This window comes from Kribbella sp. NPDC056861 (assembly GCF_040687575.1).
GTDB lineage: Bacteria > Actinomycetota > Actinomycetes > Propionibacteriales > Kribbellaceae > Kribbella.
In genome coordinates, this window is sequence record NZ_JBFBNQ010000006.1 from 265,891 (window position 1) to 291,537 (window position 25,647).

The following is a 25,647-nucleotide window of genomic DNA, read 5'->3' on the forward strand; positions in this document are numbered from 1 at the left end:
GTCCCTTCGGGCGGCCAGCTAAGGTACGGACTTGCGCGGTGTGATCGCGTGGTTCGGAAATGTGGCTCAGAAGGGTCTGACGTGTCCATCCTCACCGGCTCCGACATTCTCGTCACCGGAGGCACCGGGTCCTTCGGCCGGGCGTTCATCCGGCATGCGCTGGAGCGGCTCGATCCGCGCCGGGTGATCGTGTTCAGCCGGGACGAGCTGAAGCAGTGGGAGGTCCGGGCCGCGTTCGGCGACGACCCGCGGCTGCGGTTCTTCCTCGGCGACGTGCGGGACCGGGCCCGGCTGATGCGGGCCATGCACCGGGTCGACTACGTCGTGCACGCGGCCGCGCTGAAGCAGGTCGACAGCGGTGAGTACAACCCGTGGGAGTTCGTCCAGACGAACGTGATCGGCTCGCAGAACGTGATCGAGGCGGCGATCGACTCCGGCGTGAAGAAGGTCGTCGCGCTCTCCACCGACAAGGCCTCCAGCCCGATCAACCTGTACGGCGCGACCAAGCTGACCGCGGACAAGCTGTTCATCAACGGCAACCACTACGCGGCGGCGTACGAGACCCGGTTCAGCGTGGTCCGGTACGGCAACGTGATGGGCAGCCGCGGCTCGATCATCCCGAAGTTCCGGGCCCTGCACGAGGCCGGCCAGTCGCTGCCGATCACCGATCTGCGCTGCACCCGGTTCCTGATCACGCTGCCGGACGCGGTGCAGTTCGTGGTCGACTCGTTCGAGCTGATGACCGGCGGCGAGCTGTACGTGCCGCGGATCCCGTCGATGAAGGTGACCGACCTGGCCGAGGCGATCGCGCCCGGCGCCAGCATGCACGACGTCGGCCTGCGCCCGGGCGAGAAGCTGCACGAGGAGATGATCAGCCCGGAGGAAGGCCGCCGCGCGCTGATCCTCGGCAACCGCTTCGTGCTCCAGCCGGACCTGGCCTCGTGGGGATACGTCCCACCGACCGGCGGGACACCGGTCGACGACGGCTTCCACTACGCCTCGGACACCAACGACCAGTGGTACTCGATCGACGAGATCCGCAAGATCCTGCTCGAGGACTGACAGATGCTCCCCTACGGCCGCCAGTCCATCTCGGACGAGGACATCGAGGCAGTCACCGCCGTACTGCGCGGCGACTGGCTCACCACCGGCCCGGCGGTGACCGCCTTCGAGACCGCGATCTCCGAGCTCACCGGCGGCCACCGCGCGATCAGCTGCACCTCCGGCACCGCCGCCCTGCACATGGCGTACGCCGGTCTGGGCGTCGGCCCCGGTGACGAGGTGGTGACCACCCCGATGACCTTCGTGGCCACGGCGTCGTCCGCCGCCATCCTCGGCGCGAAGATCGTCTTCGCCGATGTCGAGGAGGACACCGCGCTGCTCGACCCGGCCGCGGTCGACGCGGTCGCCACCGACCGCACCAAGGTGATCGCCGCGGTCGACTACGCCGGCCACCCGGCGGACTACGACGCGCTCCAGCGGATCGCGGACCGCGTCGGCGCCTCGACGCTGGACGACGCGGCCCACTCGGTCGGCGGTTTCGCGGCCGGCCGCCCGGTCGGCGACCTGGCCGACGTGACCACGCTGTCGTTCTTCCCGACCAAGAACCTCACCACTGGCGAGGGCGGCGCGGTCGTCGCCAAGGACCCGGCGGTCGCCCAGCGCATCCACGAGTTCCACTTCATCGGGCTGGTCCGCGATCCCTCCCGGTTCGCGATCACCGACGAAGGCCCGTGGCACCAGGAGGTGCACGAGTTCGGCGTGAACTACCGGCTGACCGACCTCGCCTGCGCGCTCGGCCTGTCCCAGCTCCGCCGGCTCACGGCTTTCAAGCAGCGTCGCGCCGAGATCACCGCGAAGTACAACGAGGCGCTGAGCGGTGTGGACGGTCTGCGGACGCCGCCGCAGCGGGCCGGCGTCGATCCTGCCTGGCATCTCTACCCCGTCCGCGTGCTGGGCGACCGGCGGCGCGAGGTGTTCGAGGGGATGCGCGCTGCCGGGATCGGCGTCCAGGTGAACTACATTCCTGTCTACTGGCACCCTGTCTTCGCCGAACAGGGCTACCAGCGCGGCCTGTGCCCCAACGCGGAGCAGTTCTACCGCGAGGAGCTCTCGCTGCCGATGTTCCCCGACCTGACCGACGCCGACGTCGACCGGGTGATCGAAACGCTGACGAAACTGGTGCGGTGACTACAAGCCTGTTGATGGTTGGGGCAGAGATGCTCAACTGGTCCGATCTGCGTCCCACCGACGGACGTCCGGCGACCGGCGGCCCGGCCACGGCCGCCCTGCTGGACGCGACCCTGCGGCCGACCGACAAGGTGCTGGTCGTCGGACCGCACTCGCTGCAACTGCTGGACCGGATCGCGACCAAGGCCGCGACGGTCGACGTACTGGTCCGCTCCGCGCCTGACGCCGAGCAGATCGCCCGCGTCGTCGGCCGCCGCGTGTACTGCGGCGCCCTCGACCGCTTCACCGGCACCGACCTGTACGACGTGGTCGTGGCGCTCGACGGCCTTCCCCGGCTGGTCGGCCCCGACAGCCCGGCGATGTCGTGGACCGATGCCCTCGCGCTGCTCAAAGCGCGGATGGCGCCGCGCGGTCGGCTGTTGCTGGCTGCTGAGAACGCCTTCGGCATCGAGCGGTTGATCCAACCCGATGTCACGGCCGGCGTACCACGCAACGAGGACTGGCCCAGCGTTGTCGACGGCGCGCTCCAGGCCCCGGTCGGCTTGGCGGGCATCCGCACCGCGCTCGGCGCGCTGGCCGCCAACACCACCGTCTACAGCGTCTACCCGGACTTGATCGCGGCGGATCTTGCTCTGCTCACGCCGACCGGACCTCTGACTGCGGCGGCTATCGCCAGGTCCGTTGCCGCGCGCCACAGCGGGCAGACCTTGATGGACCCCTATCGTCTGGTCCAGGATGCCGTCGCCGCTGGACTCGGCCGCGAGCTGGCCCCGGTCTGGTACTTCGTTGTCGGCGACAAAGGTCCGGAAACCCTTCCGAACAAGGTGATTCCGACCGGCACCGGCGTGCTGCTGGAAGAACAGTTGCTGGCGGCGCTGAAGATCGATGACCAGGCAGCACTCCGCCGGATGGTTCCGGCGTACATCACGTGGCTGCATTCTCTCGATCCGGAGTCGGCGGCGATCGCCTCGCCGGACAACGTGATCGTGGAGGGTACGAAGTACCGGTTGTTCGGTAGCGGCGTGGTGGTTTCGGGTGGCGCGGTGGAGCACCTGGCGCGTTTTGTCCGACGGGCCCAGGAAGCGGGCTCTCGGCAACCGTGGGCCGGCGACACCCAGGCGCTGACCAGCAGGCTTGCCTCGATGGTCGGCCTGACCGTCGACGGCGAGCTGACCGTTGCCCTCGACAACCTTCAGCCACAGGGTCAGGCCGAGCAGCTGGCGACGATCGCGAGACTGTCCCAGGAGCTTGCCGATGCCAACGAGCAGGCGACCTGGTTCGAGAGTCAGCTGGACGGCATCCGGCGGTCCCGGCCCTACCGGATCGGTCACGCGGTGCTCAACCCGGCCCGCGTCATCGTGAAGCGACTCCGGCGGCTCTGATGCACCACGCCAACCACTTCTACGGCCACGCGCACGTGATGGCGAAGTACGCCGGCCTGCGCGGCTCGCCGCGGATCTGGGGTTATCTGCAGCACGGCTGGAACATCCTGGACGGTTTCGCGTACAACACCGCGTTCGTGGCCGGGATGCCCAAGTTCGTCTGGTCGGACAGCGTCCGGCGCCGCGGCTGGTCGATGGGGCTGCGCAACTACTCGGTGATCGGCGCGCCCTGGCTCTACCTGCTGCAGGTGCACCCCGAGCTGGCGACGCCCGCGGCCGATGCCGAGGGCACCATCTTCTACCCGTTCCACGGCTGGGAAGGCCAGCACGTGCTCGGCGACCACGGCCGGATCGTTGCCTCGATCAACGAGCACGAGCAGGGTCCGGTGACGGTCTGCCTGTACTGGAACGAGTACGAGAACGTGGCCATCCGGCAGGTCTACGAGCAGGCCGGCTTCCGTGTCATCACGCACGGCTACCGCGGCCTGCACTGGCGCAGAACCGACCAGGACTTCCTGCTCAAACAGCTGAAGGAGCTCCGCAAACACCGCCGGGTCGCCTCCAACCGGCTCAGCACCGCGATCCTGTACGGCGCCTCGCTCGGCCTGCAGCCCGGTGTCTACGGCGATCCGATGCTGCTCGAGAACGAGCATCCGTCGTTCGGCGGCCAGGCCCGGATCAAGCGGCTGTGGCCCGAGATGGACCAGCCGTACGTACCGTTGCAGCAGGCCCGCGAGTTCACCGACGCCGAACTGGGTGTCGAGAACCTCGCCCACCCGGCGGAGATCCGGGACATGTTCCAGTGGACGACGAAGAAGGCAGTTCAGTGACATTCACGGGGAAGATCGGCGTCATCACGCAGGCGCGTGCCACCAGCACCAGGCTGCCTGCCAAGGTGCTGCTGACCGCCGATGGGCGGACCTATCTCGAGCACCATGTCGAGCGGCTGGTCGCGACCGGGCTGCCGGTGATCGTCGCGACCACCACGAACGTGGACGACGACCCGATCGTGATCCTGACCGAGAAGCTCGGGTTGCCGGTCTTCCGGGGCAGCGAGCAGGACGTGCTGTCCCGGTTCGCTGGCGCGGCAACGCAGTACGGGCTGGAGGGGGTGGTTCGGGTCACCTCGGACTGCCCGCTGATCGACCCCGAGGTCGTTGCCGCGGGCGTCGACCGCTGGCGGGCCGAGGACGACGAGGACCTGTACCTGTCGAACTGCCTGGAGCGGACCTATCCGCGCGGGATGGACTACGAGGTGTTCTCGACCAAGCGGCTGCTGGAGGCCGACGCGAAGGCGACCCTGCAGGCCGATCGTGAGCACGTCACGTCGTACCTGCACCAGAACCGCCCGGGCGACATCCGGCTGCAGAACCTCTCCTGGAGCGGCGGCGGAGCGGAGTACCGGCTGACGCTGGACACCTCGGACGATCGGTTGCTGCTCACCGCGCTGTTCGAGGAGTACGCCGCGAGCACGCTCAACTGCGCCGAGCTGGTCGGCGTGCTGACCGAGCATCCCGAGCTCGCCGCGCTCAACGCGCACATCGAGCAGAAGAAGCTCGGCGACTGAGTCAGCGGCCGGGCAGCAGGTAGGGACGGATCGCGTCCCGGCCGGCGTGGATGCGCGACTTGACCGTGCCCAGCGGGATGTCCAGCTCGGCGGCGATGTCGCCGTACGGGAGGCTGTAGACGTCACGCAGTACGAGTGGGGCAACGGCTTCGGGGCGTTCCTGGCCCAGGCGTTCGAGGGCCTCCAGCAGGTCCAGCCGGGTGCCGGCCATCACGCTCGTCGTCCGCGGGTCGGGCCGGTCGGGCTGGACCGGCGAGGTGGCCTCCAGCGAGCGGCGGCGGAGGGTGCGGTAGGTCTCACGGGCGCAGTTCGAGGCGACGGCGTACAGCCAGGTCGAGAACCGGCTGCGGCCCTCGAACGTGCCGATCTTGAGGCTGATCCGGAACAACGCGTCCTGGGCGGCCTCTTCGGCGTCCTGTGGATAGGGCAGCAGCCGCTGGCAGATCCGGACCGCGTCGGGCCGGATCCGGCGGAGCAGATCCTCCAGCGCGGCCGGCTCGCCACGGGCCGCGCGCTGGGCCAACTCGTCCAGCGCAGCCGCCTGCTCAGGGCCGTTCATCGGTACTCCGATCGATGGAGGGTAAGAATGACCCCGTGACCGTCCCTCGCCAGATCGGCCGATTCGAGATCGTACGACGGCTCGGCAGTGGCGGTTTCGCCACCGTGTGGCTGGCTCACGACGACCTGCTGGACACGCCGGTCGCGATCAAGGTACTCGCCGACAACCTGGTCGAGGACACCGAGATCCGCCGCCGGTTCCTGGCCGAGGGCCGATTCCTGCGGAAGGTCGACTCGCCGCACCTGGTCCGGGTGCACGATGTCGGCGAGCTGCCCGACGGGCGCCCGTACCTCGTCCTGGCGTACGCCGACGGCGGGACGCTGGCCGATCGCCTGCGGAGTGGACCGCTGCCGGTGGGCGCTGCCGTCGACACGATCCTGCAGGCTGCCCAGGGCATCAGCGCGCTGCATCGGGCCGGGTTGCTGCACCGTGACGTCAAGCCGGCCAACCTGCTCTTCCACCAGGAGCCCGGCGGCTACCGGGTGGTGGTAGGCGACCTGGGGCTCGGCAAGGCGCTGCAGGAGGCTTCCGGGATCACCATCCCGTCCGGTACACCGACCTACGTCGCGCCGGAGCAGGTGCGGGCGCTCGGACTCGACGAGCGGGCTGACGTCTACTCGCTCGGCGCGGTCGCGTACGCCGCGCTCACGGGTCGGCCGCCGCATGATTTCGGCAGCCTCGAGGCTGTTCTCGGGCTCAAGAGTCTTCCCGAGCCGCCGAGTCGGCGCGCTGCGGTCCCCCCGGAGTACGACGCGGTGGTGCTGCGGGCGCTGGAGCCCGACCGCGACCGCCGCTGGCCGACCATCGACGCCTTCGCCACCGCCCTGGCGCAAGTCCGCCCAACAGACGCCATCACTGTCCGGCCAGAGCTCAATCATCAGAAGAAGAAACTGAAGCTTGCAGCGCTGGTTGCTGTTGCAGCAGTCCTCGCCGGCGCGGGCGGCTTCGCCGGCTACCAAGCAATCCGCGGCGACCGCGAGACCCGCGTCGGCACCGACGGAGCTGCCGTCTCCGTCCTGGTCCCCGGCGACTGGGCCAGCGACGTACGGACCAGCCAATGGACCCCCGGCGGCGGCGAGCCCAAACCAACGCTGGTCGCCTCCGCGCAGTCCGACCGCTTCAGCGCGGCCGACTCCAGTCAGCCCGGCGTGTTCCTCGGCGTACTGCCGAAGGATGCGCTCCCCAACTCGCTCACCGCCCACCCCGAGTGCCAACAGGCGGGTCAGCTCAACCAGCCGACCGCGGAGAAGCCTCGGATCACCCAGGAGTTCGCCGGCTGCCCCGGCGGCACCTCGATCGTCGAGGCGGTGGTCGACCTCGGCGACCTGCTCGCCCGCGTGCAGGTTCGCAGTACGACGATCGAGCAGGGCCGGGCCGTCGTCGACTCGACCCGCAAGGGCAGCTGAGCGACGGATCACGCCGAGGCACCGCCGCGCGGCAGTACCTCGTAGTCCTCGAAGTTCTCGATCCCGACCGGCTTGGTCGCCTGCTCGCAGGTCCCGTCCGAGATCGTGCACCGGACGATCCGCCGGTCGTCGGCCGCGACGGTGAACAGGACGTGGTCGTCGTCCTCGTAGATCGTCGCCTCCAACGCCTCGGTGCCGACCGTCCACTGCCGGATGAGCTTGCCGGTCGCCACGTCGAAGATCGCCACCCGGTCCTCCTGGGTGATGTTCTTCGGCGCCGTCAGCACGGTGCGGCTGTCCGGGGAGAACTCGCGGACCAGCCAGCTGCAGTTCTGCCAGAGTTTGGTGCCGTCGGCCCGGTTGACCAGCTGGTCGCAGTCCGGGATGACGCCCTCGCCCAGCCGCTCGACCAGGCTCCGCTGATCGGGTGACAGCAGGATCGGCTCCTCGGTCGGCTTGTCGATCAGCGTCGCGGTCGCGTCGCCGACCTTCCAGCTGTGCAGCTGCATCGCCTGCTTGACCGCGGTGACGAACAGCACCACGCCGTCCTGGATCCCGATCGGCACCACGATCAGATCCTTCGGCAGGTCCAGCACCGTGTTGCGCCCGGTGGCCAGATCGCTGAAGGTCAGCGTCGCGCCGGGGACGGGACCCTTCTCGTCCACCGTGTGCTGGACCCAGGCGGCGCTCCGGCCGTCCGGCGACCCGTACAGGTCCGACACGTCGGGGATCCGCCGTAGTTGCTTGCCCGCGCCGTCGTAGCTGACCAGCTCGGTCCCGCCGGAGGGATCGGTCAGGTCCAGCAGCACCAGCGTGCGGGCCTTGGACCTGACCACCGCCGTCACGGTGCCATCGCCCGGAATCGCGACCGTCGGCCCGTCGCCGACCAGCTTCCGGTTCAGCAGGTACGGCGCCGACGGCGCGGCGCCGGACTTCAGCTTGGCCGGGTTCAGCTTGACCGAGGCCGGCCCGGTGACCTTGGGCGGAGTACTGGGTTTCGCGCTGGGCGTCTCGCCGATCGGCGCCACGGTCCCGCTCGACTTGCGCTCGGAGCCACCGGTCAGCGCGGCCGCGGTGGCACCGATCAGCGCGGCGGCCACCACGATCCCGACCGCCGCCAGCACGCCACTCACCCTGCTGGTCCGGTTCATCTTGTCGTCCTCTCGTCATCGCTCGGCGCCGGTTGATCCGGTACCAGCCATCTGATCGGTCCGCGGGCCGGAAAAGTTCTTGCGACTTTTCGAGAACCGAATCGGCCCGGCCACCGATCAGATGCGTGAGTTGTCCCCTTCCAGACAGGAGTTCTCCATGCGTACGCCCCGATCATTGCTCACGGCCACTTTGCTGGGTGGCCTGGTCCTCACCACCGCCGGTGCCGTCCCGGCGGATGCCCGCCCGCTCGCCGACGCTGCCGCCGACCCGAAACCACCGGCGTCGTGTCTCAAGGACCCGACTCCCCGGGAAGGCAAGACCTGCGGACACAGCAAGATCCTGCTGATCACGTACACGATGGACACGCCTTGCAAGATCTATCCGAACCACTCCCGCAAGGGCACCCCGTGGACGGTCACCGGTACCCAGATCATCTGGCGCTACAACGTCAGCAGCAAGACCGCCCTGGTCTCCGACCCGCGCGGCCACGACAAGGGGTTCCCGTGGTGGGGCTTCACCGACACCGACTGCATCGGCACGACCGTCGGCCAGCCCGCCCGCAACTACTGGCGGTACGAGAGCGGCAAGTGGCGGGCCCACAAGACGCCCGCCATCCCGGCGGGTCAGGTCCGGCCGAAGCGGAAGTTCCAGGCGCGCAGCCAGTCCGCCCGGGGCTGGGTGGACGTCGACTGGCGTCCGGCCCACGGCGCGATCCCCGGCAAGCTGGTCAAGACCACCAAGCCCGGCACGCTGCGGGACAAGCCCAACTCCCTGGTGATCGGCAACGTGCCGGCCGGCTGGCGGGTGCGGCCGACCGGTCAGCACGACCGCGGCTGGACCTTCGTCTACGTCCCGAACCTGAAGCGCTGGGGCTGGATCATGAGCTGATTCGGGCCCGTTGATCGCGGTCGCCCCAGGCCGGATGGTGGAAAACCGCCGAATGAACGCATCGCATGCGCGTGGCTACGGCATGATTTGGCGTGATGACCACCGACGACTCAGCACGCGCGCACTCCTTCGGCGCCGTCGCGGCCGCGTACGACGCGGGCCGGCCGACGTTTCCTGCCGACGCGCTGAACTGGATCCTCGGTCCGGGGCGGCTGCAGATCCTCGATCTCGGCGCCGGCACCGGCAAGCTGGCCCAGGTCGCGGCCGCCCTCGGGCACGACGTGGTCGCGGTCGACCCGTCCGAGGAGATGCTGTCGGTCTGCCGCAAGCTGACCGGTGTCGACACCATGGTCGGGGCGGCCGAGTCGATCCCGCTGGCGCCGGCCTCGGTCGACGCGGTGATCGTCGGCCAGGCCTTCCACTGGTTCGACCACAGCCGCGCGCTGCCGGAGATCTCTCGGGTACTGCGCCCGCACGGCGTCCTCGGCCTGCTCTGGAACAACTACGACACGGTGGTCCCCTGGGTCCGCCGGCTGCACCGGGCGATGATCGGCGAGGACCACCTGGCCGACGAGTTCGACCCGATGCCGACGCTGCTCCAGTCCGACCTGTTCGCGATGGTCGAGACGGCCCGCTTCCGGCACTGGCACGACCTCGACCGCAACGGGCTCAAGCAGCTGGCGATGTCGCACTCGCGGGTCGCGGTACTGACCGAATCGCGCCGCGACTCGGTGCTCGACCAGATCGACGGCATCTACGACAGCACCGCCCGCCCGCCGGAACCGCTGCGGATGCCGTACTTCACCAACTGCTACCGCACCCGCCCCAGCGACCTGGCGAACTACCGCCGCACGATGGCCTGAGCCGAACCACCACCTCCGGCAGCTTGCTGCCGAGAACGATTTTGTTGCTTTCGGTCACAAACCCGGGACCAACCGCTAACGTGCCCTTGTTCGCGTTCCGGACTAAGGGGTGCAGATGTCAGAGGAAACTGGGCACGAGCGAGAAGCTCGGGCGTACGAGGCCGTCCACGAGGCTCGAGATTTCCAGGAGCTGAAACGGCGGTACAAGAACTTCGTCGTGCCGTGGACGGTCGCGTTCATGGTCTGGTACCTGGCCTATGTCGCCTGTAACAACTGGGCGCGTGACTTCATGAGTCACAAGGTGATCGGGCACATCAACGTCGCGCTGATCTTCGGCCTGCTCCAGTTCGTCTCGACCTTCGTCATCGCCGCGATCTACGGCCGGTTCGCGAACCGCAAGCTCGACCCGCTGGCCGCGGGGCTGAACGCCAAGTACAAGAGGGAGCGCCGTCGATGACACAGCTGACCACACCTCTGCTTGTCCCACTCGCCGACGCCGAGCCCGGCAACCAGGCGCTGACCATCTCGCTGTTCACCGCGGTCGTTGCCGTGACGCTGTACATCACCTGGTGGGCGTCCCGGCAGAACAAGACCACCGCCGACTACTACGCCGGCGGCCGCTCCTTCAGCGGCGCCCAGAACGGTCTCGCCGTCGCCGGTGACTACATGTCCGCGGCCTCCTTCCTCGGCATCTCCGGCCAGATCGCCCTCTACGGGTACGACGGCTTCCTGTACTCGATCGGCTTCCTGGTGGCCTGGCTGGTCGCGCTGCTGCTGGTCGCCGAACTGCTCCGCAACTCGGGCCGGTTCACGATGGCCGACCAGCTCGCCTTCCGGATGAAGCAGCGCCCGGTCCGTACCGCGGCGGCGTCGTCCACGATCGTGGTGTCGATCTTCTACCTGCTGGCCCAGATGGTCGGCGCGGGTTCGCTGGTCGGGCTGCTGCTCGGTGTGAAGAGCGAGGGCCTGAAGGCCGGCGTGATCATCCTGGTCGGCGCGCTGATGATCATCTACGTGACGATCGGCGGCATGCGCGGCACCACCTGGGTACAGATCGTCAAGGCCGTGCTGCTGATGACCGGCACGTTGCTGATCACCTTCCTGGTACTGCTCAAGTTCGACTTCAACCCGTCGAAGCTGCTCGGCGCGGCCGCGGCCAACTCGGGCAAGGGCGAGGCGTTCCTGCAGCCCGGCCTGCTCTACGGCAAGGACCTGGTCGGCCAGATCGACTTCCTGTCGCTCGGGCTCGCGCTGGTCCTCGGTACTGCGGGCCTGCCGCACATCCTGATCCGCTTCTACACCGTGCCGGACTCCCGCTCGGCGCGGCGGTCGGTGCAGTGGGCGATCGGCCTGATCGGCGCCTTCTACCTGATGACGCTGGCCCTCGGCTTCGGCGCCGCGGCGCTGCTCAACACCGGCAAGGACAGCGCGGTCGCGGCCTCGAAGGGCAACACCGCGTCGGTGCTGCTCGCCGAGGTGGTCGGCGGTGGAGCCGACTCGCTCGGCGGCGCGATCCTGCTGGCGCTGATCGCGGCGGTCGCCTTCGCCACCATCCTCGCGGTGGTCGCCGGCCTGACGCTGACCTCGGCGTCGTCGTTCGCGCACGACCTGTACGTGAACGTGATCGCCAAGGGCAAGGTGACCGAGAAGAACGAGATCCGGGTCGCCCGCTTCGCCGCTATCGGTATCGGCGCGGTCGCGATCGGCCTGGCGATCCCGGCCCAGAAGCTGAACATCGCCTTCCTGGTCGCACTCGCCTTCGCGGTCGCCGCCTCGGCCAACCTGCCGGCGCTGCTGTTCAACCTGTTCTGGCGCCGCTTCAACACCTCCGGCGCGGTCTGGAGCATCTACGGCGGCCTGATCTCCGCCGTCGTCCTGGTGATCTTCTCGCCGGTCGTCTCCGGCAAGTCCACGTCGATGATCACCGGCGCCGACTTCGCCTGGTTCCCGCTGTCCAACCCCGGCATCGTCTCGATCCCGCTCGGCTTCCTGCTCGGCGTGGTCGGCACCTTCCTCGGCAAGGACAAGTCCGCGTCGAACCGTTACAACGAACTCTCCGTCCGAGCCCTCACCGGCGCCGGCGCAGAGAGCGCAGGCAAGCACTAAATTCTCAGCAGCAAGAGACCCGCAGCACCTTCGACGGTGCTGCGGGTCTTTTACGTGGGGGTGCCGATCGGGAAGGTGGCTGCGAAGCGATCCAGGTCCTTCGCGGTACCCGAGGTTTTCATCAGACCTGAGCGCAGGGCTTCGGCTCCGTCGATGGTGCGGGTGAGCAGCGGCGCGATCGGCGCGAAGGCTTCCACCACCACCGCCTTCTCCAGCGGTCCGAGGTCGACGGTCAACTCCTCGCCGTCGACGATCGCGTGGATGACCAGCTCGCCGAACCTCAGCTCGTACTTCGCTTTCGCCTTGCCCGGCAGGAAAGTAGAGCGCAGCGCCATCACCAGGATGTCGGTGGTGACGATCTCACCCGGCCGCAGCTCGCCGAGCGAGCGCGCACCCCAGCGGCCCAGCGCGAGTACGACGTCCTCCAGATCAGCCCCGTACGCCGTGAGCTCGTAGACGATCGCCCGCGACGGGCGCGGCTCGACCCGGCGGGCGACCAGACCTGCCTGCTCCAGTTCCTTCAACCGGGTGGCGAGCACGTTGGTGGGGATCTTCGGCAACCCCGCCCGCAGATCCGTGTACCGCTTCGGCCCGACCAGCAGGTCGCGGATGACCAGCAACGCCCAGCGCTCCCCCGCGAGTTCGAGCGCGCGGGCGACCCCGCAGTACTGGCCGTAGGTCTTCGTCGTCATATTTCCTACTCTACTCCTCTTGACAGACTCTACTTGCTTTTATGAAGCTTGATGCATGGCAAAGATGAGCAAGCAACAGCGCGAAGAGTTCCTGGCCGACGCCCACGTGGGCGTCCTGAGCGTGGCCGGCGCGCCCGGTACGCCGCCGACCAGCGTCCCGACGTTCTACGCCTACGAGCCCGGTGGCGACCTGACCATGTTCACCGGCACCCAGCGCCGGGCGCCGAAGCGGCTCGAGCGGATCAAGGAGGCCGGCGTGATCAGCTTCGTGGTCCAGCGCGAGCAGATGCCCCCGGCGTACGTGACGGTCGAGGCCGAACTGGTCGAGGTCAGCACGCCGACCCCCGAGCAGATGCTGGCGATCGCCGGCCGCTACATGCCCGAGGAGCACGCGCAGGGCTACGTCCAGGCCGAACTCGGCGACCCCGAGCACCTCGTCACCCTGCTGACCTTCCGCCCCACCCGCTGGCTCAGCTCGGACACCTCGGCCGATTGAGCCTTCACGAACCGTTGACGCTCGCGTAGCGCTGCCGTAACAATAAGCCAGCGCTGCGCAAGAAACTTGCAATCTGACGAAACTTCCGAAGATCTCATGCAATTTTCTTGGCAGCCGTAATCCTTTGCGCCCTCACCACCCCCCGCCCATCGGAGAGGCCCCGGATGCCATGAGAACCACACGTGGAAAGTGGCGGCTGCTGGCCGCCACGGTCGTCGGCAGTCTGTTGCTGTCGGCCGGCCCGATGATCGCCGCGGCCGGCGCACACAGCCGCGGCGCGACCGCCTCGGCCGCAGTACTGGCCGGTCCCAACCTCGCGGCCGGCAAGTCCGCGAGCTCGAGCAGCGTCAGCCAGAACTACGTCGCCTCCAACGTGACCGACGGCAACCAGGGCACCTACTGGGAGAGCGCCAACAACGCCTTCCCGCAGTGGGTCCAGGTCGACCTCGGCTCGTCGGTCAGCACCAACCAGGTCGTCCTGAAGCTGCCGACCGACGGCTGGGGCGCGCGCAACCAGACGCTCGCCGTCCAGGGCAGCAGCGACGGGCAGAACTTCAACGACCTGTCCGCCTCCGCCTCGCGCGCGTTCAACCCGCCGAGCAACACGGTGACCATCGACTACGGCGCCGCCACCGTGCGGTACCTCCGGATCCGGATCACCGCCAACACCGGCTGGCCCGCGGGCCAGGTGTCCGAACTCGAGGTCTACGGCCCGGCGACCGGTGACACCCAGGCTCCTACCGCCCCGGGAAGTCTGGCCTTCACCGAGCCCGCCGCCGGCCAGATCCGGCTCACCTGGAACGCGTCGACCGACAACGTCGGCGTCACCGGGTACGACGTGTACGCGAACGGCGCGCTGCGCACCAGCCTCGGTGGCAGCGTGCTGACCTACACCGACAACCAGCCGGCCAGCGCCTCGGTCAGCTACTTCGTCCGCGCGAAGGATGCCGCAGGCAACCAGTCGGCGAACAGCAACACCGTCACCCGCGGCGGCAGCAGCGGGCCGGGCAGCAACCTCGCACTCGGCAAGCCGATCAGCGCCTCCGGTTTCGTGCACACCTTCGTCGCGACCAACGCGAACGACGACAACGTGCAGACCTACTGGGAGGGCAACGCCAACCCGGCCACGCTGACCGTGCAGCTCGGCTCGAACGCGGAGCTCAGCTCGGTCGTCGTCCGGCTCAACCCGGACAGTGCCTGGGGCAACCGGTCGCAGACCTTCTCGATCCTCGGCCGCGACCAGGGCGCGACCGGCTTCACCACGATCGTGCCGTCCGCGACGTACAACTTCAGCCCGTCCAGCGGCAACAGCGTGACGATCCCGGTGACGGCACGCGCGGCCGACGTACGGCTGAACTTCACCGGCAACACCGGTGCGCCCGCCGGTCAGGTGGCCGAGTTCCAGGTGCTGGGCGTGCCCGCCCCGAACCCGGACCTCACCGTCTCCAACGTGACCTGGACCCCGACCTCACCGGTCGAGACCGACACGATCACGCTCTCCGCGCGGGTGAACAACACCGGCAACGCGGCAGCCGGAGCCACCAACGTCAACTTCTACCTCGGCGCCACCAAGGTCGGTACGGCGAACGTCGGCGCTCTCGCCGCCGGCGCCTCCGCGACGGTGACGGCAGCGATCGGCTCCCGTGACGCCGGCAGCTACCCGCTCAGCGCCAAGGTCGACGAGGCGAACACGATCATCGAGCAGAACGACGCCAACAACACCGGCAACTCCGCCAGCCCGCTGGTCGTCACCCCGGTGGCGAGCTCGGACCTGATCGCGTCCGCGGTCAGCTGGAGCCCGGGCAACCCGACGGCCGGCAGCACCGTGACGTTCTCGGTCGCGATCAAGAACCAGGGCAGCATCGCCTCGGCAGCCGGCGCGCACGGCATCACGCTGACGGTGCTGAACGGCAGCACGGTGGTCAAAACCCTCACCGCCTCGTACTCCGGTGCGATTGCCGCCGGCGCCACCACGGCTCCGGTCAACCTCGGCACCTGGGTCGCGGCCAACGGCCGGTACTCCGTCCGCGTCGTGCTCGCCGACGACGCGAACGAGCTGCCGGTCAAGCGCACCAACAACACCAGCGAGCGGGCGCTCTTCGTCGGTCGCGGCGCGAACATGCCCTACGACCACCTGGAGGCCGAGGACGCCTCGGTCGGTGGCGGCGGTCTGGTGGTCGGCCCGAACCGCACCATCGGCGACCTCGCCGGTGAGGCGTCCGGCCGGAAGGCGGTCACGCTGAACTCGACCGGTTCGTTCGTCGAGTTCACCACCAAGGCGAGCACGAACACGCTGGTCACCCGGTTCTCCATCCCGGACTCGGCCGGTGGTGGCGGGATCAACTCGACCATCAACGTGTACGTCAACGGCACCTTCCACAAGGCGCTGCCGCTGACCTCGAAGTACGCCTGGCTGTACGGCGCCGAGGCCAGCCCGGGCAACTCCCCGGGCGCCGGGCCGCGGCACATCTACGACGAGGCGAACATCCAGCTGAACGCGACCTTCCCGGCCGGCACCAAGATCAAGCTGCAGAAGGACGCCGCGAACACCACCAACTACGCGATCGACTTCATCAACACCGAGCAGATCGCGCCGATCGCCAACCCCGGCGCCGGGTACGTCGTACCGGCCGGCTTCGGCCAGCAGGACGTGCAGAACGCGCTCGACCAGGTCCGGCAGAGCACCACCCTGCAGGGCGTCTTCCTGCCGGCCGGCGACTACCAGACCTCGAGCAAGTTCCAGGTCTACGGCAAGGCGGTGAAGGTGGTCGGCGCCGGGCCCTGGTACACCAGGTTCCAGTCGCCGACGACCCAGGACAACACCGATGTCGGCTTCCGCTCGGAGGCGTCGGCGAACGGCTCGACCTTCAGCGGCTTCGCCTACTTCGGCAACTACACGTCCCGGATCGACGGCCCCGGCAAGGTCTTCGACTTCGCCAACACCGCGAACATGACCATCGACAACATCTGGGTCGAGCACATGGTCTGCCTGTACTGGGGTGCGAACACCGACAACTCCACGATCAAGAACTCGCGGATCCGCGACACCTTCGCCGACGGCGTCAACATGACCAACGGCTCGGCCGGCAACACGGTCAGCAACAACGACGCCCGCAGTACCGGTGACGACAGCTTCGCGCTCTTCAACGCCGTCGACGGCGGCGGGGGCGAGGTCCGGGACAACGTCTTCGAGAACCTCTCGGCGACCCTGACCTGGCGAGCGGCCGGCTTCGCGGTCTACGGCGGCACCAACAACGTGTTCCGCAACCTGTACGTCGCGGACATGCTGACGTACTCCGGCATCACGATCAGCTCGCTCGACTTCGGCATCGCGATGAACGGCTTCGGCGCCACCCCACCGACCCGCTGGGAGAACATCTCGGTGGTCCGGGCCGGCGGCCACTTCTGGAACGGCCAGACCTTCCCGGGGATCTGGATCTTCTCCGCCTCGAAGGTCTTCCAGGGCATCCGGATCAGCGACGTCGACATCGTCGATCCCACCTACAGCGGGATCATGTTCCAGACGAACTACGTCGGCTCCTCCCCGCAGTTCCCGGTCGCCGACACGATCCTGACCAACGTCTCGATCTCCGGCGCCCGCAAGTCCGGCGACGCCTTCGACGCCAAATCCGGCTTCGGAATCTGGGCCAACGAACTGCCCGAACCGGGCCAAGGCCCGGCCGTCGGCACCGCCACCTTCAACAACCTCACCCTGTCCAACAACGCAGTCGACATCCGCAACACGACCAGCACGTTCTCCATCGTCCGCAACTAACTGGTAGGTAGTCGCGGCCGCCGGGTGCATTCACCCGGCGGCCGCACTCCCCTGCAGAACAACAGTAAAACCAAAGATGTGGCATTCATCAGGGCAGATCCCGGGGCAGATCGAACTGCCCCGAAATGCCCCGACAATCGCTGCGTGTAAATCCCTCAGGATCTGCAAGGCTCGGATCTTGCATTCCGCGCCCCTGGGGGAAGTCCAGCAATGCCAGTCCATGTCTTCGTCGACGAGACCAAATCCCGCGGGCTCCTGATGGCCGCCGCGCGCTGCCAGGCAGACGATGTCGCCGTGCACCGGAAAGCTCTACGTAGCCTCCTGCTGCCAGGCCAGGAACGCCTGCACTTCAATCACGAGCGCGACCCACACCGTAAGAAGATCGTCCGGACGATCTCGGAGTTCCGACTCACGGTCGACATCTACCACGCCGAGAGGGACAACACCGCGGCGCGGCAGCGATGTCTGGAGGCGATCGTCCGGGACAACGCCGCGACGGCCGAGCGTCTGGTGGTAGAGCGGGACGAGTCGACCTACGGCACTGACGGCAAGGTGCTGAATGCGGCAACGCATCGGTTCGGATGTCACGGGAAGCTGCGGTGGGATCTGCTCGCTGCCAAGGCGGATCCGCTGTTGTGGGTGCCCGATGCAGTCGCCTGGTGCTGGATGCGCGGCGGGGAGTGGCGGCGGATGATCCAGGGCCTCTGTGAGGTGAAAGACCTCTGAACGCGCAAAACCCGGCTCGTCCACCGTCCGGTGAGCTGCCGGGTTCACTTCCGAAGGACTCTTGTCCCAGGCATTGGCTACTTTACCTGGTGTTGCTGGTGATGTCTTTCAGGTTCTTGATCTGCCCCAAGACGCCCCGCAGCTGCCCGGTGGTCAGCAAGCGATGCGCGGTCAGCGTGAGCGAGTGGTGCGCGGTGCCGCCGGTGCGGTGGGTGGTGATGAGGCCGGCGTTGCGGAGTACTCGGGCGTGTTCGCTGGCTGAGGCCAGCGAGATGCCGGTGCGGCGGGAGAGTTGGGTGGTGCTGGCGCCGCTGAGCAGGGCTCGGAGTACTGCGGCTCGGGTGCGGCCGAGGAGGTCGGCGAGGGCGTCGGCTTCGATCTCGTCGTCGAAGGCGAGGTCGGCGGCTGGGTAAGTCAGGACCGGGCGGCGGCCGGGAACGTCCAGGACCAGGAACTCGGCGGTAAGCGAGGACGGGTAGAGCAGCAGGCCGCGGCCTGCCAGGTTGAGGTTGTAGACCTTTCCGGGGCCGAGGCCGTGGGCGTCCAGGATCGGCGCGTTCCACTCGATGTCGGGATGCAGCCCGGCCAGGAGGCCTTCGACGCCGCCTTGCAGCAGCGCCCGGGAGCGGAGTGCGAGGTCGGCGCCGTAGCGGCGTTCGAGCTCGAGTCCGGAGGGCGTCAGTACTTCGGAGTGGAACTCGCGGACGGCATTGCCGAGCGCCAGTCGCGACTCGGCGGCGCCGGCCAGCAGGCCGCGCATGAACAGGTCGATGTCCGGCGGCAGGTGCGGGCCGAGCTCGTCGCGGATCACGTCGGCGGGGGTGTCCATCAGCACCGCCAGGCCGGAGTCCAGTCCGGTCGCCGGTACTTCGGGCGTGAGGAAGTCGGGGATCCAGCCGGACGGGCTGATCAGCTTGAAGAGCGGCTTCATCGACGGCCGGAGCAGCGGCGCCGCCTCTCGCCGCCACCGGCGTCCGACCGACGGGATCGTCTGGTCGCCGAGCGCCCGGGCCGCCAGCGCCGCCTCCCAGAGCGGATCCGGCTCGGCCGGGAACGTCACTCGGGCCAGGTCCGCCGGGGTGAAGTGGATCCGGTACATACTCCGATTGTGCCTGCCGCCGGTGGCGACCGCGCCGCGTTAGTCCTTCGGCCCAGACCGAAACCGGTCGAACGCCCCCTCGCCCGGCGGCCACCCTGATCCCATGATCCGCAGACGCACCGCCACCACTGCCCTGCTGGCCGCTCCCTTCATCGCCGTGACCGCACCGCCTGGCGCCCAGGCCCGCCCAGCGCGCCAAACCCATCAGGAGCAGCATCCGCGCCCGGAGACCTACGTCGTCTCGACCACCCCAGGCGACACTCCGGAGGGCATCGAGGTGACCCGCAACGGCACCATCTATGTGACCAGTGTCGGCACCGGCGCCGTCTACCGCGGTACGGTCCGCAACCCGAGGCTCCGAGTGTTCCTCCCCGCCGGAAGCGACGGCCGTACTGCGGCAACCGGCGTCCACGTGGACCGCTGGGGTCGCGTCCTGATCGCCGGGGCCGGCACCTCCAAGCTCTACATGTACGACGCCCGCGGCCGGATACTCGCGATCCGGCCGGCCTCACAGGGCGCTTTCCTCAACGACTTCGCCTTCACCGAGGACGCCGTCTACGTCACCGACTCGGCGCACAACCAGATCTGGCGGGCCGCCCTGACCGAGGACGGGATCGGCCAGCTGAAGCCCTGGCTGACCCGCGACAAGATCCAGCCGACGCCGTACTTCCTGAACGGCATCGTCTCCGACGGCCGCTACCTGCTCGTCGGAGAGCAGGGCCAGGACGTCACCTACCGGGTCGACCTGCGCACCAAAGCCGTGCGCACGCTGGAGATCACCGGCGCGAACGGCATCCTGTCCGGCGACGGCTACCTGCTCGAAGGACGCCGCCTGTACGCCGTCTACAACGCGGGCGGTGGCAAGTACGTGACCCGGCTGGCGGTCCTCGACCGGGACTGGACGACGGCCGAGATCCGCGCCGATTCGATGCCAGGGGCAACAAATGCGACGCCGACCACGATCGCGCGGGACGGCGGCCGCCTGCTCTGGGTGAACAGTCAGCTCGACGCCGCGCCCGGCACTCCGCCGTACACGGTGTCGGTGGTGCCGGGTCTCAAGTGATCAGATGTCGTCGGCCATCCGGGACAGCACTGCGCCGGCCGACAGCACCAGCGCCTTGTCGTCCTCGGAGAGCCGGTCGAGCAGCTTGGTGAGGTCCTCGACCGCGTCCCGCCCGACGGCCTTGACCACCTCGTCGCCCTGCGGAGTCAGTACGACGGTGGTGGCGCGACCGTCCTGCAGATCGGGCCGGCGGTTCGCCAGCCCGGCCGCCTCCAGCCCGGCGACGGTGGTGGTCGCCGTCGGCTGCGAACACGGCACCCGGTGCGCGAGCTCGCCGATCCGGATCGGCTGCTCGTCGCCGATCACCAGCAGCGCGATGAACTGGGTCGGGTGCAGAACGCTGGTCACCCTCGTCCGGCGCAGATGACGCACCACCCGGTGCATGCCGACCAACAGCTGCAGGGTTTCCTGCTCCATCCGACCACCCCCGTCACGACCGAATGCGCATCGTGACATGGTTCCGGGCTCGACGGCGGCCAGAGACCGGTGGTTTGCAGGAACCTGCAAACGTCGGCCGGAATATAGACTCCGCGGGTGGCGATCGGTGAAGAAGCGGGACCGAGCGACCTGGCGGCCATGCCCAGCTGGTTGCTCACGCAGAGTGCGCTGCACGCGCAGCGGATCATCGCCGAGACGTTCGCCGCGGGCAACGCGCGTGGGTACCACTACCGGCTGCTCGCGACCTTGTCGGAGTACGGGCCGGCCAGTCAGGCCTCGCTCGGCCGGCGAACCGGGATCGATCGCAGCGACGTGGTGGCGGCGATCAACGAGCTGGCCGATCTCCGGTACGTCGTACGCTCACCCGATCCGGCCGACGGCAGGCGCAACATCATCACCCTGACACCGGCCGGCGAGCAGCAGCGCGAGCGGCTCGACACCCTGGTCCGGGCCGCCCAGGATGAGCTGTTCGCCCCGCTCACCCCCTCGGAGCGGGACCAGCTCGCCGAGTTGCTCGGCAAGGTGTTACGACACCACCAGCACTGACCTCACCAGGTCGGCAGCAGCGCGCGAGCGGCGCGCTGGGTCCGGCGGACCCGGTGCTCGCGAGCGTGCACCCGACGGCGGGCGGCTCGGGACGGCCGACGCCACTGGACCGGTTGTGCTGCGACCGTCTCAGCCTGCTGGTACATACCGACTCCTTCGAACGACACATCAGCTCAGATGCGCGGCGGGCACCAACGGTTCCCGTCGAATCGAAGTGAAACCCTTACCTTTCGGCCCAGTTCTTGCCGAACTTGTGCAAGTTCTTGCCGCTACCAACAGCGACTGCTTGACTCCGCGCTGGCGTCTCTCGACGCCGCCCGCCCCCTTCTCGATCCAAGGCGTTTCGCCACGCCCGATCGGACCTCACGAGGAGACACCGCCCATGTCATCAGTCACCAAGGCCGCGCGCGCTGCCGTCGCCGCACTGGCCGGCGGCTTGCTGCTGTCCACCGTCCTGACCGTCGCCGCCTCCGCCGATCCGCCGCCGATCGACGGAGCGTCGTGCAGCTCGAGCCAGCTCGGCCAGAAGGTCTGGAGCTACTCCGGTCCGCAGATCAACATCAAGCCGGTGATCACCGACCAGGTCGCGATCAACATCGCGCCCGGCACCACCGGCACCCGGACCGACACCCTGACCGAGGTCGAGACGGTGACCCGGGCGGTGACGAACTCGGTCGGCGTCGAGGTCTCCGCCTCCGCCGAGGCCGGCGTGATCTTCGCCAAGGTCTCGACCTCGGTCAAGGCGACGTACAACTACACCGTCGTCACCACCGGCTCGAAGTCCACCTCGAAGACCACCGCGGTGACCTGGAACTTCAACCAGCCCGGGTACTACGGCCTGTACCGCGGCGTCCAGCAGGTCAGCGGCTACGACCAGTACACCGAGTGCATCCGCTACCCGTACCCCAGCGTGCCGATCGGCTGGAAGGTCCGGACGCTGAACTTCAACATGTTCACCTCCCCGGAGGAGGGCACCATCCTCTGCACCGGCCCGGCCACCACGCTGCCGGACATCTTCATCACCAAGATCCGCGATCTGGCCCGCAAGCGCCTCGGCGACTGCTGACCCACCCTCCCGCCCCCCGCCCCACTCGTTGAGAGAAGTCCACCCATGTCCCGATTCCCCCGGATCGCCCGTGCCGGCGCCGCCACCCTGGTCGCCGGCGTGCTGTTGTCCGTATCGCTGGTCAACAGCGCTCAGGCCGACCCCTACCCGATCGACGGCGCCCCCTGTAGCGCCAGTCAGATCGGCCAGAAGGTCTGGGGCTTCAACGGCCCGACCATCAACCTCAAGCCGGTCGTCACCGACCAGATCGCGATCAACATCGCGCCCGGCACCACCGGCACCCGGACCGACACCCTGACGGAGGTGGAAACCGTGACCCGCGCGGTGACCAACTCGGTCGGCGTCGAGGTGACCGCGTCGGCCGAGGCCGGCGCGATCTTCGCCAAGGTCTCGGCCTCGGTCAAGGCGAGCTACAACTACAGCGTGGTCACCACCGGCTCGAAGAGCACCAGCCACACCACCACGATGTCGTGGAGCTTCAACCAGCCCGGGTACTACGGCCTGTACCGCGGTGTCCAGGAGGTCAGCGGTCTCGACTCCTACACCGAGTGCCAGCGCTACCCGTACCCGAGCGTGCCGATCGGCTGGAAGTCACACACCCTGTACTTCTCGGCCTTCACCTCCCCCGAGGAGGGCACCATCCTGTGCACCGGCCCGGCCACCACGCTGCCGGACCTGTTCATCACCAAGATCCGCGACCTGGCCCGCAAGCGCCTCGGCGACTGCTGACGCCGGCTGACCCTGTTGCTCCGGCGGCCGGTCCTGTACCCGTGACGGCGGGCGCAGTACCGGCCGTTCGGCGCAGATAGCGGCCTGCTGGGCGAGGCACCAGTACCGCGGGTGGTCCGGCGTTGGTAGAAAGGGGGCCTGGAGCGCTGTGCCGTTCCGTCTGTCTTGCAGCTCTCAACGAGGAGTCCGCGCCGTGACCAGTTCCGAGTCCAACCCCTCCGATGCCCTGTCGAACCTGATGCACGAGGAGCGCCGCTTCGATCCGCCCGCCGAGCTCGCCGCGAACGCGAACGTCAAGGCGGACGCCTACGCGGCAGCCGACGCCGACTACGAGGGCTTCTGGGCGGAGCAGGCCAAGCGGATCAGCTGGGCGGTCGAGCCCACCGAGACGCTGGACTGGAGCAACGCGCCGTTCGCCAAGTGGTACGCCGACGGCAAGCTCAACGCGGCGTACAACTGTGTCGACCGGCACGTCGAGAACGGGCTCGGCGACCGGGTCGCCTACTACTTCGAGGGTGAGCCCGGCGACACCCGCGAGATCACCTACAGCCAGCTCAAGGACGAGGTCAGCAAGGCGGCCAACGCGCTGCTCGAGCTGAACGTCCAGGCCGGCGACGTGGTCGCCATCTACATGCCGATGATTCCCGAGACCGTGATCGCGATGCTGGCCTGCGCCCGGATCGGCGCGCCGCACACGGTGATCTTCGGCGGCTTCTCCGCCGACGCGCTCAAGGGCCGGATCCTGGACTGCGACGCCCGGGTCGTGATCACCTCCGACGGCGGCTACCGCCGTGGTGCCCCGGCCGCGCTGAAGCCGGCCGTCGACGCCGCGCTGGTCGACTGCCCGGACGTCCGCAACGTGATCGTTGCCAAGCGCACCGGCCAGGACACCGCGATGGTCGAGAACCGCGACCTGTGGTGGGACGACTTCGTCGGCAAGCAGTCCACCGAGCACACGCCGGAGGCGTTCGACGCCGAGCACCCGCTGTACGTGATGTACACCTCGGGCAGCACCGGCAAGCCGAAGGGCATCCTGCACACCACCGGCGGCTACCTGGTGGGGACGTCGTACACGCAGTGGGCCGTCTTCGACCTCAAGCCCGACACGGACGTCTACTGGACCGCCGCCGACATCGGCTGGGTCACCGGCCACAGCTACATCGTCTACGGCGCCCTGGCGAACGCGACCACCTCGGTGCTCTACGAAGGCACCCCGGACACCCCTCACCAGGGCCGCTGGTGGGAGATCATCCAGAAGTACAAGGTCTCCATCCTGTACTGCGCGCCGACGGCGATCCGCACCTTCATGAAGTGGGGCAAGGAGATCCCGGAGAAGTTCGACCTCTCCACCCTGCGCGTGATCGGGTCGGTCGGCGAGCCGATCAACCCCGAGGCCTACATCTGGTACCGGGAGAACATCGGCGGCAACAAGGCGCCGGTGGTCGACACCTGGTGGCAGACCGAGACCGGGATGCACATGATCTCGCCGCTGCCGGGCGTCACCGCCGGCAAGCCGGGCGCGGCGATGAAGGCGATCCCGGGCGTCAGCGTGGATGTCGTCGACGACGCGGGCGAGTCGGTCCCGAACGGCTCCGGCGGTTACCTGATCATCGACAAGCCGTGGCCGGCGATGCTGCGCACCCTGTGGGGCGACGACCAGCGGTACAAGGACACGTACTGGTCGCGCTGGCCGAACGTGTACTTCGCGGGCGACGGCGCCAAGAAGGACGAGGACGGCGACATCTGGCTGCTCGGCCGGGTGGACGACGTGATGAACGTGTCCGGTCACCGGCTCTCCACCACCGAGATCGAGTCCGCCCTGGTCTCCCACCCGAAGGTCGCCGAGGCCGCCGTGGTGGGCGCCTCCGACCCGACCACCGGCCAGGCGATCGCGGCCTTCGTCATCCTCCGCACCGAGGCCGGCGACGGCGGCCCGGACGTGGTCCAGGAGCTCCGCAACCACGTCGCCAAGGAGATCGGCCCGATCGCCAAGCCCCGCCAGATCATGATCGTGGCCGAGCTGCCGAAGACCCGCTCCGGCAAGATCATGCGCCGACTGCTCCGCGACGTGGCCGAGAACCGCGAGGTCGGCGACGTCACCACGCTGGCCGACAGCACCGTGATGGACCTGATCAAGACCAACCTCGACGCCGGCAAGTCCGACGACGACTAGCCGTTAATGCGGTTGCCGCACCGGGCCACTCCTGCTGGAATGGCCCGGTGCCGGCACCCAACGGATTCGACTACCTGGCCCGCCCCGACGGGACGGTCCGGATCACCCACCACGGCAAGCCGGCCACCGTACTGCGCGGCGCCCGCGCCGCCGAGTTCCTCGCCGAGGTCGACGACGACCCGCAGGAAGTGATGGCCCGCTGGACCGGCAACTACAAACGCGGCAACGAGCGGATGGGCAAGAACCACCCCCGCAACAGGTAGCCGTGGCATGATCACCGCGTGACCGCCCTGATCGCCATCATCCACGCCGGCCTGGCCGCCGCCTGGGTGGGCGGGATGGCCTACTCGCTCTTCGTCGTCCAGCCGAAGCTGAAGAAGTACTTCGCCGGCCGCGACGAGGACCGCGAGCGCCTCACCGCAGTAATTGCCTCAGGCAACCGCTACAAGGTCCTCGCCCTGATCGGCGTGATCGCTGTCTCCGGCATCGTCCTGCTCCTGCTGGACCACCGGCACTGGTGGATCCACGCCCTGAAAGCCGTTCTGCTGCTGGCCGCAACAGCCATCTTCTGGTTCGTCTCCTGGCGCCACTGGCCCCGCCGCATCTTCGCCACCGAAGCAGAACGCCCAGCCCTGCAACGCCAACTGATCACCCTGGCCACCATCATGCTCAGCCTGGCCGGCACCGCCTTCGCCCTCGGCGTCCTGGCCTCGCAGCTCTGACGCGTAGTT

The 25,647-nt window shown here is 68.5% G+C and carries 26 protein-coding genes; 20 read left to right on the plus strand and 6 right to left on the minus strand.

Annotated elements, in window-relative coordinates:
* Nucleotides 1-81 precede the first annotated feature (81 nt).
* From pseB to AB0P21_RS29440, 5 genes are read left to right on the plus strand one after another with little or no spacing between them, the layout of a single operon-like run.
* Nucleotides 82-1,062, plus strand: coding sequence for a UDP-N-acetylglucosamine 4,6-dehydratase (inverting) (gene pseB / locus AB0P21_RS29420; protein ID WP_363700476.1), 981 nt, complete (start codon nt 82-84; stop codon nt 1,060-1,062).
* A gap of 3 nt (nt 1,063-1,065) precedes the next feature.
* Nucleotides 1,066-2,190, plus strand: coding sequence for a DegT/DnrJ/EryC1/StrS family aminotransferase (locus AB0P21_RS29425; RefSeq protein WP_363700477.1), 1,125 nt, complete (start codon nt 1,066-1,068; stop codon nt 2,188-2,190).
* Nucleotides 2,187-3,572, plus strand: a complete 1,386-nt coding sequence (locus AB0P21_RS29430) for a hypothetical protein (protein WP_363700478.1) — start codon at nt 2,187-2,189, stop codon at nt 3,570-3,572. The genes AB0P21_RS29425 and AB0P21_RS29430 overlap by 4 nt, the downstream gene beginning before the upstream one ends.
* Nucleotides 3,572-4,402, plus strand: coding sequence for a hypothetical protein (locus AB0P21_RS29435; protein ID WP_363700479.1), 831 nt, complete (start codon nt 3,572-3,574; stop codon nt 4,400-4,402). Before AB0P21_RS29430 ends, AB0P21_RS29435 begins: the two co-directional genes overlap by 1 nt.
* Nucleotides 4,399-5,139 (plus strand): glycosyltransferase family protein, encoded by a 741-nt coding sequence (locus AB0P21_RS29440; protein ID WP_363700480.1) that lies wholly within the window; start codon nt 4,399-4,401, stop codon nt 5,137-5,139. The genes AB0P21_RS29435 and AB0P21_RS29440 overlap by 4 nt, the downstream gene beginning before the upstream one ends.
* A 1-nt stretch (nt 5,140) precedes the next feature.
* Here the strand turns inward: AB0P21_RS29440 and AB0P21_RS29445 are convergent, their stop codons facing one another.
* A complete protein-coding gene (locus tag AB0P21_RS29445; RefSeq protein ID WP_363700482.1) occupies nt 5,141-5,698 on the minus strand; it encodes an RNA polymerase sigma factor in 558 nt (185 codons plus the stop codon).
* Nucleotides 5,699-5,733: 35 nt separating this feature from the next.
* Here AB0P21_RS29445 and AB0P21_RS29450 point away from each other — a divergent pair, with 35 nt between their 5' ends.
* The gene (locus AB0P21_RS29450) at nt 5,734-7,104 is read left to right on the plus strand and encodes a serine/threonine-protein kinase (RefSeq protein ID WP_363700483.1); all 1,371 of its coding nucleotides are present in this window, start codon (nt 5,734-5,736) and stop codon (nt 7,102-7,104) included.
* Between the two features lie 8 nt (nt 7,105-7,112).
* On the opposite strand, the gene AB0P21_RS29455 is transcribed toward AB0P21_RS29450, so the two are convergent.
* Nucleotides 7,113-8,255: a hypothetical protein gene (locus AB0P21_RS29455; RefSeq protein WP_363700484.1), complete on the minus strand. Its 1,143-nt coding sequence runs from the start codon at nt 8,253-8,255 to the stop codon at nt 7,113-7,115.
* A gap of 157 nt (nt 8,256-8,412) precedes the next feature.
* Between AB0P21_RS29455 and AB0P21_RS29460 the strand changes: the two genes are divergently transcribed.
* The 4 genes from AB0P21_RS29460 to AB0P21_RS29475 all read left to right on the plus strand — a co-directional run bounded on the left by AB0P21_RS29460 (nt 8,413) and on the right by AB0P21_RS29475 (nt 12,113).
* Nucleotides 8,413-9,144: a hypothetical protein gene (locus AB0P21_RS29460; RefSeq protein WP_363700485.1), complete on the plus strand. Its 732-nt coding sequence runs from the start codon at nt 8,413-8,415 to the stop codon at nt 9,142-9,144.
* A gap of 95 nt (nt 9,145-9,239) precedes the next feature.
* Nucleotides 9,240-10,007: a methyltransferase domain-containing protein gene (locus AB0P21_RS29465; RefSeq protein ID WP_363700486.1), complete on the plus strand. Its 768-nt coding sequence runs from the start codon at nt 9,240-9,242 to the stop codon at nt 10,005-10,007.
* Between the two features lie 115 nt (nt 10,008-10,122).
* A complete protein-coding gene (locus tag AB0P21_RS29470) occupies nt 10,123-10,464 on the plus strand; it encodes a DUF485 domain-containing protein (RefSeq protein ID WP_363700487.1) in 342 nt (113 codons plus the stop codon).
* Entirely contained in the window at nt 10,461-12,113 is a 1,653-nt protein-coding gene (locus AB0P21_RS29475) for a cation acetate symporter (protein WP_363700488.1), read from the plus strand. Before AB0P21_RS29470 ends, AB0P21_RS29475 begins: the two co-directional genes overlap by 4 nt.
* Nucleotides 12,114-12,163: 50 nt before the next feature.
* On the opposite strand, the gene AB0P21_RS29480 is transcribed toward AB0P21_RS29475, so the two are convergent.
* On the minus strand, nt 12,164-12,805 hold the full coding sequence (locus AB0P21_RS29480; RefSeq protein ID WP_363700489.1) for a helix-turn-helix domain-containing protein: 642 nt from the start codon (nt 12,803-12,805) through the stop codon (nt 12,164-12,166).
* A gap of 64 nt (nt 12,806-12,869) precedes the next feature.
* On the opposite strand from AB0P21_RS29480, the gene AB0P21_RS29485 reads away from it, so the two are divergent.
* From AB0P21_RS29485 to AB0P21_RS29495, 3 genes are all read left to right on the plus strand, one after another.
* Nucleotides 12,870-13,301: a pyridoxamine 5'-phosphate oxidase gene (locus AB0P21_RS29485; protein WP_363700490.1), complete on the plus strand. Its 432-nt coding sequence runs from the start codon at nt 12,870-12,872 to the stop codon at nt 13,299-13,301.
* Between the two features lie 169 nt (nt 13,302-13,470).
* Nucleotides 13,471-17,076 (plus strand): discoidin domain-containing protein, encoded by a 3,606-nt coding sequence (locus AB0P21_RS29490; RefSeq protein WP_363700491.1) that lies wholly within the window; start codon nt 13,471-13,473, stop codon nt 17,074-17,076.
* 210 nt (nt 17,077-17,286) lie between these two features.
* Nucleotides 17,287-17,802, plus strand: coding sequence for a hypothetical protein (locus AB0P21_RS29495; protein ID WP_363700492.1), 516 nt, complete (start codon nt 17,287-17,289; stop codon nt 17,800-17,802).
* An 82-nt stretch (nt 17,803-17,884) separates the two neighbouring features.
* On the opposite strand, the gene AB0P21_RS29500 is transcribed toward AB0P21_RS29495, so the two are convergent.
* A complete protein-coding gene (locus tag AB0P21_RS29500; RefSeq protein WP_363700493.1) occupies nt 17,885-18,901 on the minus strand; it encodes a winged helix-turn-helix domain-containing protein in 1,017 nt (338 codons plus the stop codon).
* A gap of 103 nt (nt 18,902-19,004) precedes the next feature.
* Between AB0P21_RS29500 and AB0P21_RS29505 the strand changes: the two genes are divergently transcribed.
* Nucleotides 19,005-19,964, plus strand: a complete 960-nt coding sequence (locus AB0P21_RS29505; protein ID WP_363700494.1) for a superoxide dismutase — start codon at nt 19,005-19,007, stop codon at nt 19,962-19,964.
* Here the strand turns inward: AB0P21_RS29505 and AB0P21_RS29510 are convergent, their stop codons facing one another.
* A complete protein-coding gene (locus tag AB0P21_RS29510; protein WP_363700495.1) occupies nt 19,965-20,381 on the minus strand; it encodes a MarR family transcriptional regulator in 417 nt (138 codons plus the stop codon). It abuts the gene before it with no gap.
* A 117-nt stretch (nt 20,382-20,498) separates the two neighbouring features.
* Here AB0P21_RS29510 and AB0P21_RS29515 point away from each other — a divergent pair, with 117 nt between their 5' ends.
* Nucleotides 20,499-20,948 (plus strand): MarR family transcriptional regulator, encoded by a 450-nt coding sequence (locus AB0P21_RS29515; protein ID WP_363700496.1) that lies wholly within the window; start codon nt 20,499-20,501, stop codon nt 20,946-20,948.
* A gap of 2 nt (nt 20,949-20,950) precedes the next feature.
* Here AB0P21_RS29515 and AB0P21_RS29520 read toward each other — a convergent pair whose 3' ends face one another.
* Nucleotides 20,951-21,094: a hypothetical protein gene (locus tag AB0P21_RS29520; protein ID WP_363700497.1), complete on the minus strand. Its 144-nt coding sequence runs from the start codon at nt 21,092-21,094 to the stop codon at nt 20,951-20,953.
* Nucleotides 21,095-21,330: 236 nt separating this feature from the next.
* Between AB0P21_RS29520 and AB0P21_RS29525 the strand changes: the two genes are divergently transcribed.
* From AB0P21_RS29525 to AB0P21_RS29545, 5 genes are all read left to right on the plus strand, one after another.
* Nucleotides 21,331-22,014: a hypothetical protein gene (locus tag AB0P21_RS29525; protein ID WP_363700498.1), complete on the plus strand. Its 684-nt coding sequence runs from the start codon at nt 21,331-21,333 to the stop codon at nt 22,012-22,014.
* Nucleotides 22,015-22,059: 45 nt separating this feature from the next.
* Nucleotides 22,060-22,743: a hypothetical protein gene (locus AB0P21_RS29530; RefSeq protein ID WP_363700499.1), complete on the plus strand. Its 684-nt coding sequence runs from the start codon at nt 22,060-22,062 to the stop codon at nt 22,741-22,743.
* A 238-nt stretch (nt 22,744-22,981) separates the two neighbouring features.
* Nucleotides 22,982-24,916, plus strand: a complete 1,935-nt coding sequence (gene acs / locus AB0P21_RS29535) for an acetate--CoA ligase (protein ID WP_363701263.1) — start codon at nt 22,982-22,984, stop codon at nt 24,914-24,916.
* A gap of 47 nt (nt 24,917-24,963) precedes the next feature.
* Nucleotides 24,964-25,179 (plus strand): hypothetical protein, encoded by a 216-nt coding sequence (locus AB0P21_RS29540; protein ID WP_363700500.1) that lies wholly within the window; start codon nt 24,964-24,966, stop codon nt 25,177-25,179.
* 18 nt (nt 25,180-25,197) lie between these two features.
* Nucleotides 25,198-25,638 (plus strand): hypothetical protein, encoded by a 441-nt coding sequence (locus tag AB0P21_RS29545; protein ID WP_363700501.1) that lies wholly within the window; start codon nt 25,198-25,200, stop codon nt 25,636-25,638.
* Nucleotides 25,639-25,647 lie beyond the last annotated feature (9 nt).

What these genes read in the sequence shown, in the direction of transcription:
- AB0P21_RS29435 (WP_363700479.1), top strand. Translation starts at nt 3,572, where the DNA reads ATGCACCACGCCAACCACTTCTACGGCCACGCGCACGTGATGGCGAAG.
- AB0P21_RS29505 (WP_363700494.1), top strand. Translation starts at nt 19,005, where the DNA reads ATGATCCGCAGACGCACCGCCACCACTGCCCTGCTGGCCGCTCCCTTC.
- AB0P21_RS29520 (WP_363700497.1), bottom strand. Translation starts at nt 21,094, where the DNA reads ATGTACCAGCAGGCTGAGACGGTCGCAGCACAACCGGTCCAGTGGCGT.
- AB0P21_RS29485 (WP_363700490.1), top strand. Translation starts at nt 12,870, where the DNA reads ATGAGCAAGCAACAGCGCGAAGAGTTCCTGGCCGACGCCCACGTGGGC.
- AB0P21_RS29460 (WP_363700485.1), top strand. Translation starts at nt 8,413, where the DNA reads ATGCGTACGCCCCGATCATTGCTCACGGCCACTTTGCTGGGTGGCCTG.
- AB0P21_RS29465 (WP_363700486.1), top strand. Translation starts at nt 9,240, where the DNA reads ATGACCACCGACGACTCAGCACGCGCGCACTCCTTCGGCGCCGTCGCG.
- AB0P21_RS29530 (WP_363700499.1), top strand. Translation starts at nt 22,060, where the DNA reads ATGTCCCGATTCCCCCGGATCGCCCGTGCCGGCGCCGCCACCCTGGTC.
- AB0P21_RS29425 (WP_363700477.1), top strand. Translation starts at nt 1,066, where the DNA reads ATGCTCCCCTACGGCCGCCAGTCCATCTCGGACGAGGACATCGAGGCA.
- AB0P21_RS29470 (WP_363700487.1), top strand. Translation starts at nt 10,123, where the DNA reads ATGTCAGAGGAAACTGGGCACGAGCGAGAAGCTCGGGCGTACGAGGCC.
- AB0P21_RS29455 (WP_363700484.1), bottom strand. Translation starts at nt 8,255, where the DNA reads ATGAACCGGACCAGCAGGGTGAGTGGCGTGCTGGCGGCGGTCGGGATC.
- AB0P21_RS29510 (WP_363700495.1), bottom strand. Translation starts at nt 20,381, where the DNA reads ATGGAGCAGGAAACCCTGCAGCTGTTGGTCGGCATGCACCGGGTGGTG.
- acs (WP_363701263.1), top strand. Translation starts at nt 22,982, where the DNA reads ATGCACGAGGAGCGCCGCTTCGATCCGCCCGCCGAGCTCGCCGCGAAC.
- AB0P21_RS29495 (WP_363700492.1), top strand. Translation starts at nt 17,287, where the DNA reads ATGCCAGTCCATGTCTTCGTCGACGAGACCAAATCCCGCGGGCTCCTG.
- AB0P21_RS29445 (WP_363700482.1), bottom strand. Translation starts at nt 5,698, where the DNA reads ATGAACGGCCCTGAGCAGGCGGCTGCGCTGGACGAGTTGGCCCAGCGC.
- AB0P21_RS29480 (WP_363700489.1), bottom strand. Translation starts at nt 12,805, where the DNA reads ATGACGACGAAGACCTACGGCCAGTACTGCGGGGTCGCCCGCGCGCTC.
- AB0P21_RS29475 (WP_363700488.1), top strand. Translation starts at nt 10,461, where the DNA reads ATGACACAGCTGACCACACCTCTGCTTGTCCCACTCGCCGACGCCGAG.
- AB0P21_RS29490 (WP_363700491.1), top strand. Translation starts at nt 13,471, where the DNA reads ATGAGAACCACACGTGGAAAGTGGCGGCTGCTGGCCGCCACGGTCGTC.
- AB0P21_RS29525 (WP_363700498.1), top strand. Translation starts at nt 21,331, where the DNA reads ATGTCATCAGTCACCAAGGCCGCGCGCGCTGCCGTCGCCGCACTGGCC.
- AB0P21_RS29500 (WP_363700493.1), bottom strand. Translation starts at nt 18,901, where the DNA reads ATGTACCGGATCCACTTCACCCCGGCGGACCTGGCCCGAGTGACGTTC.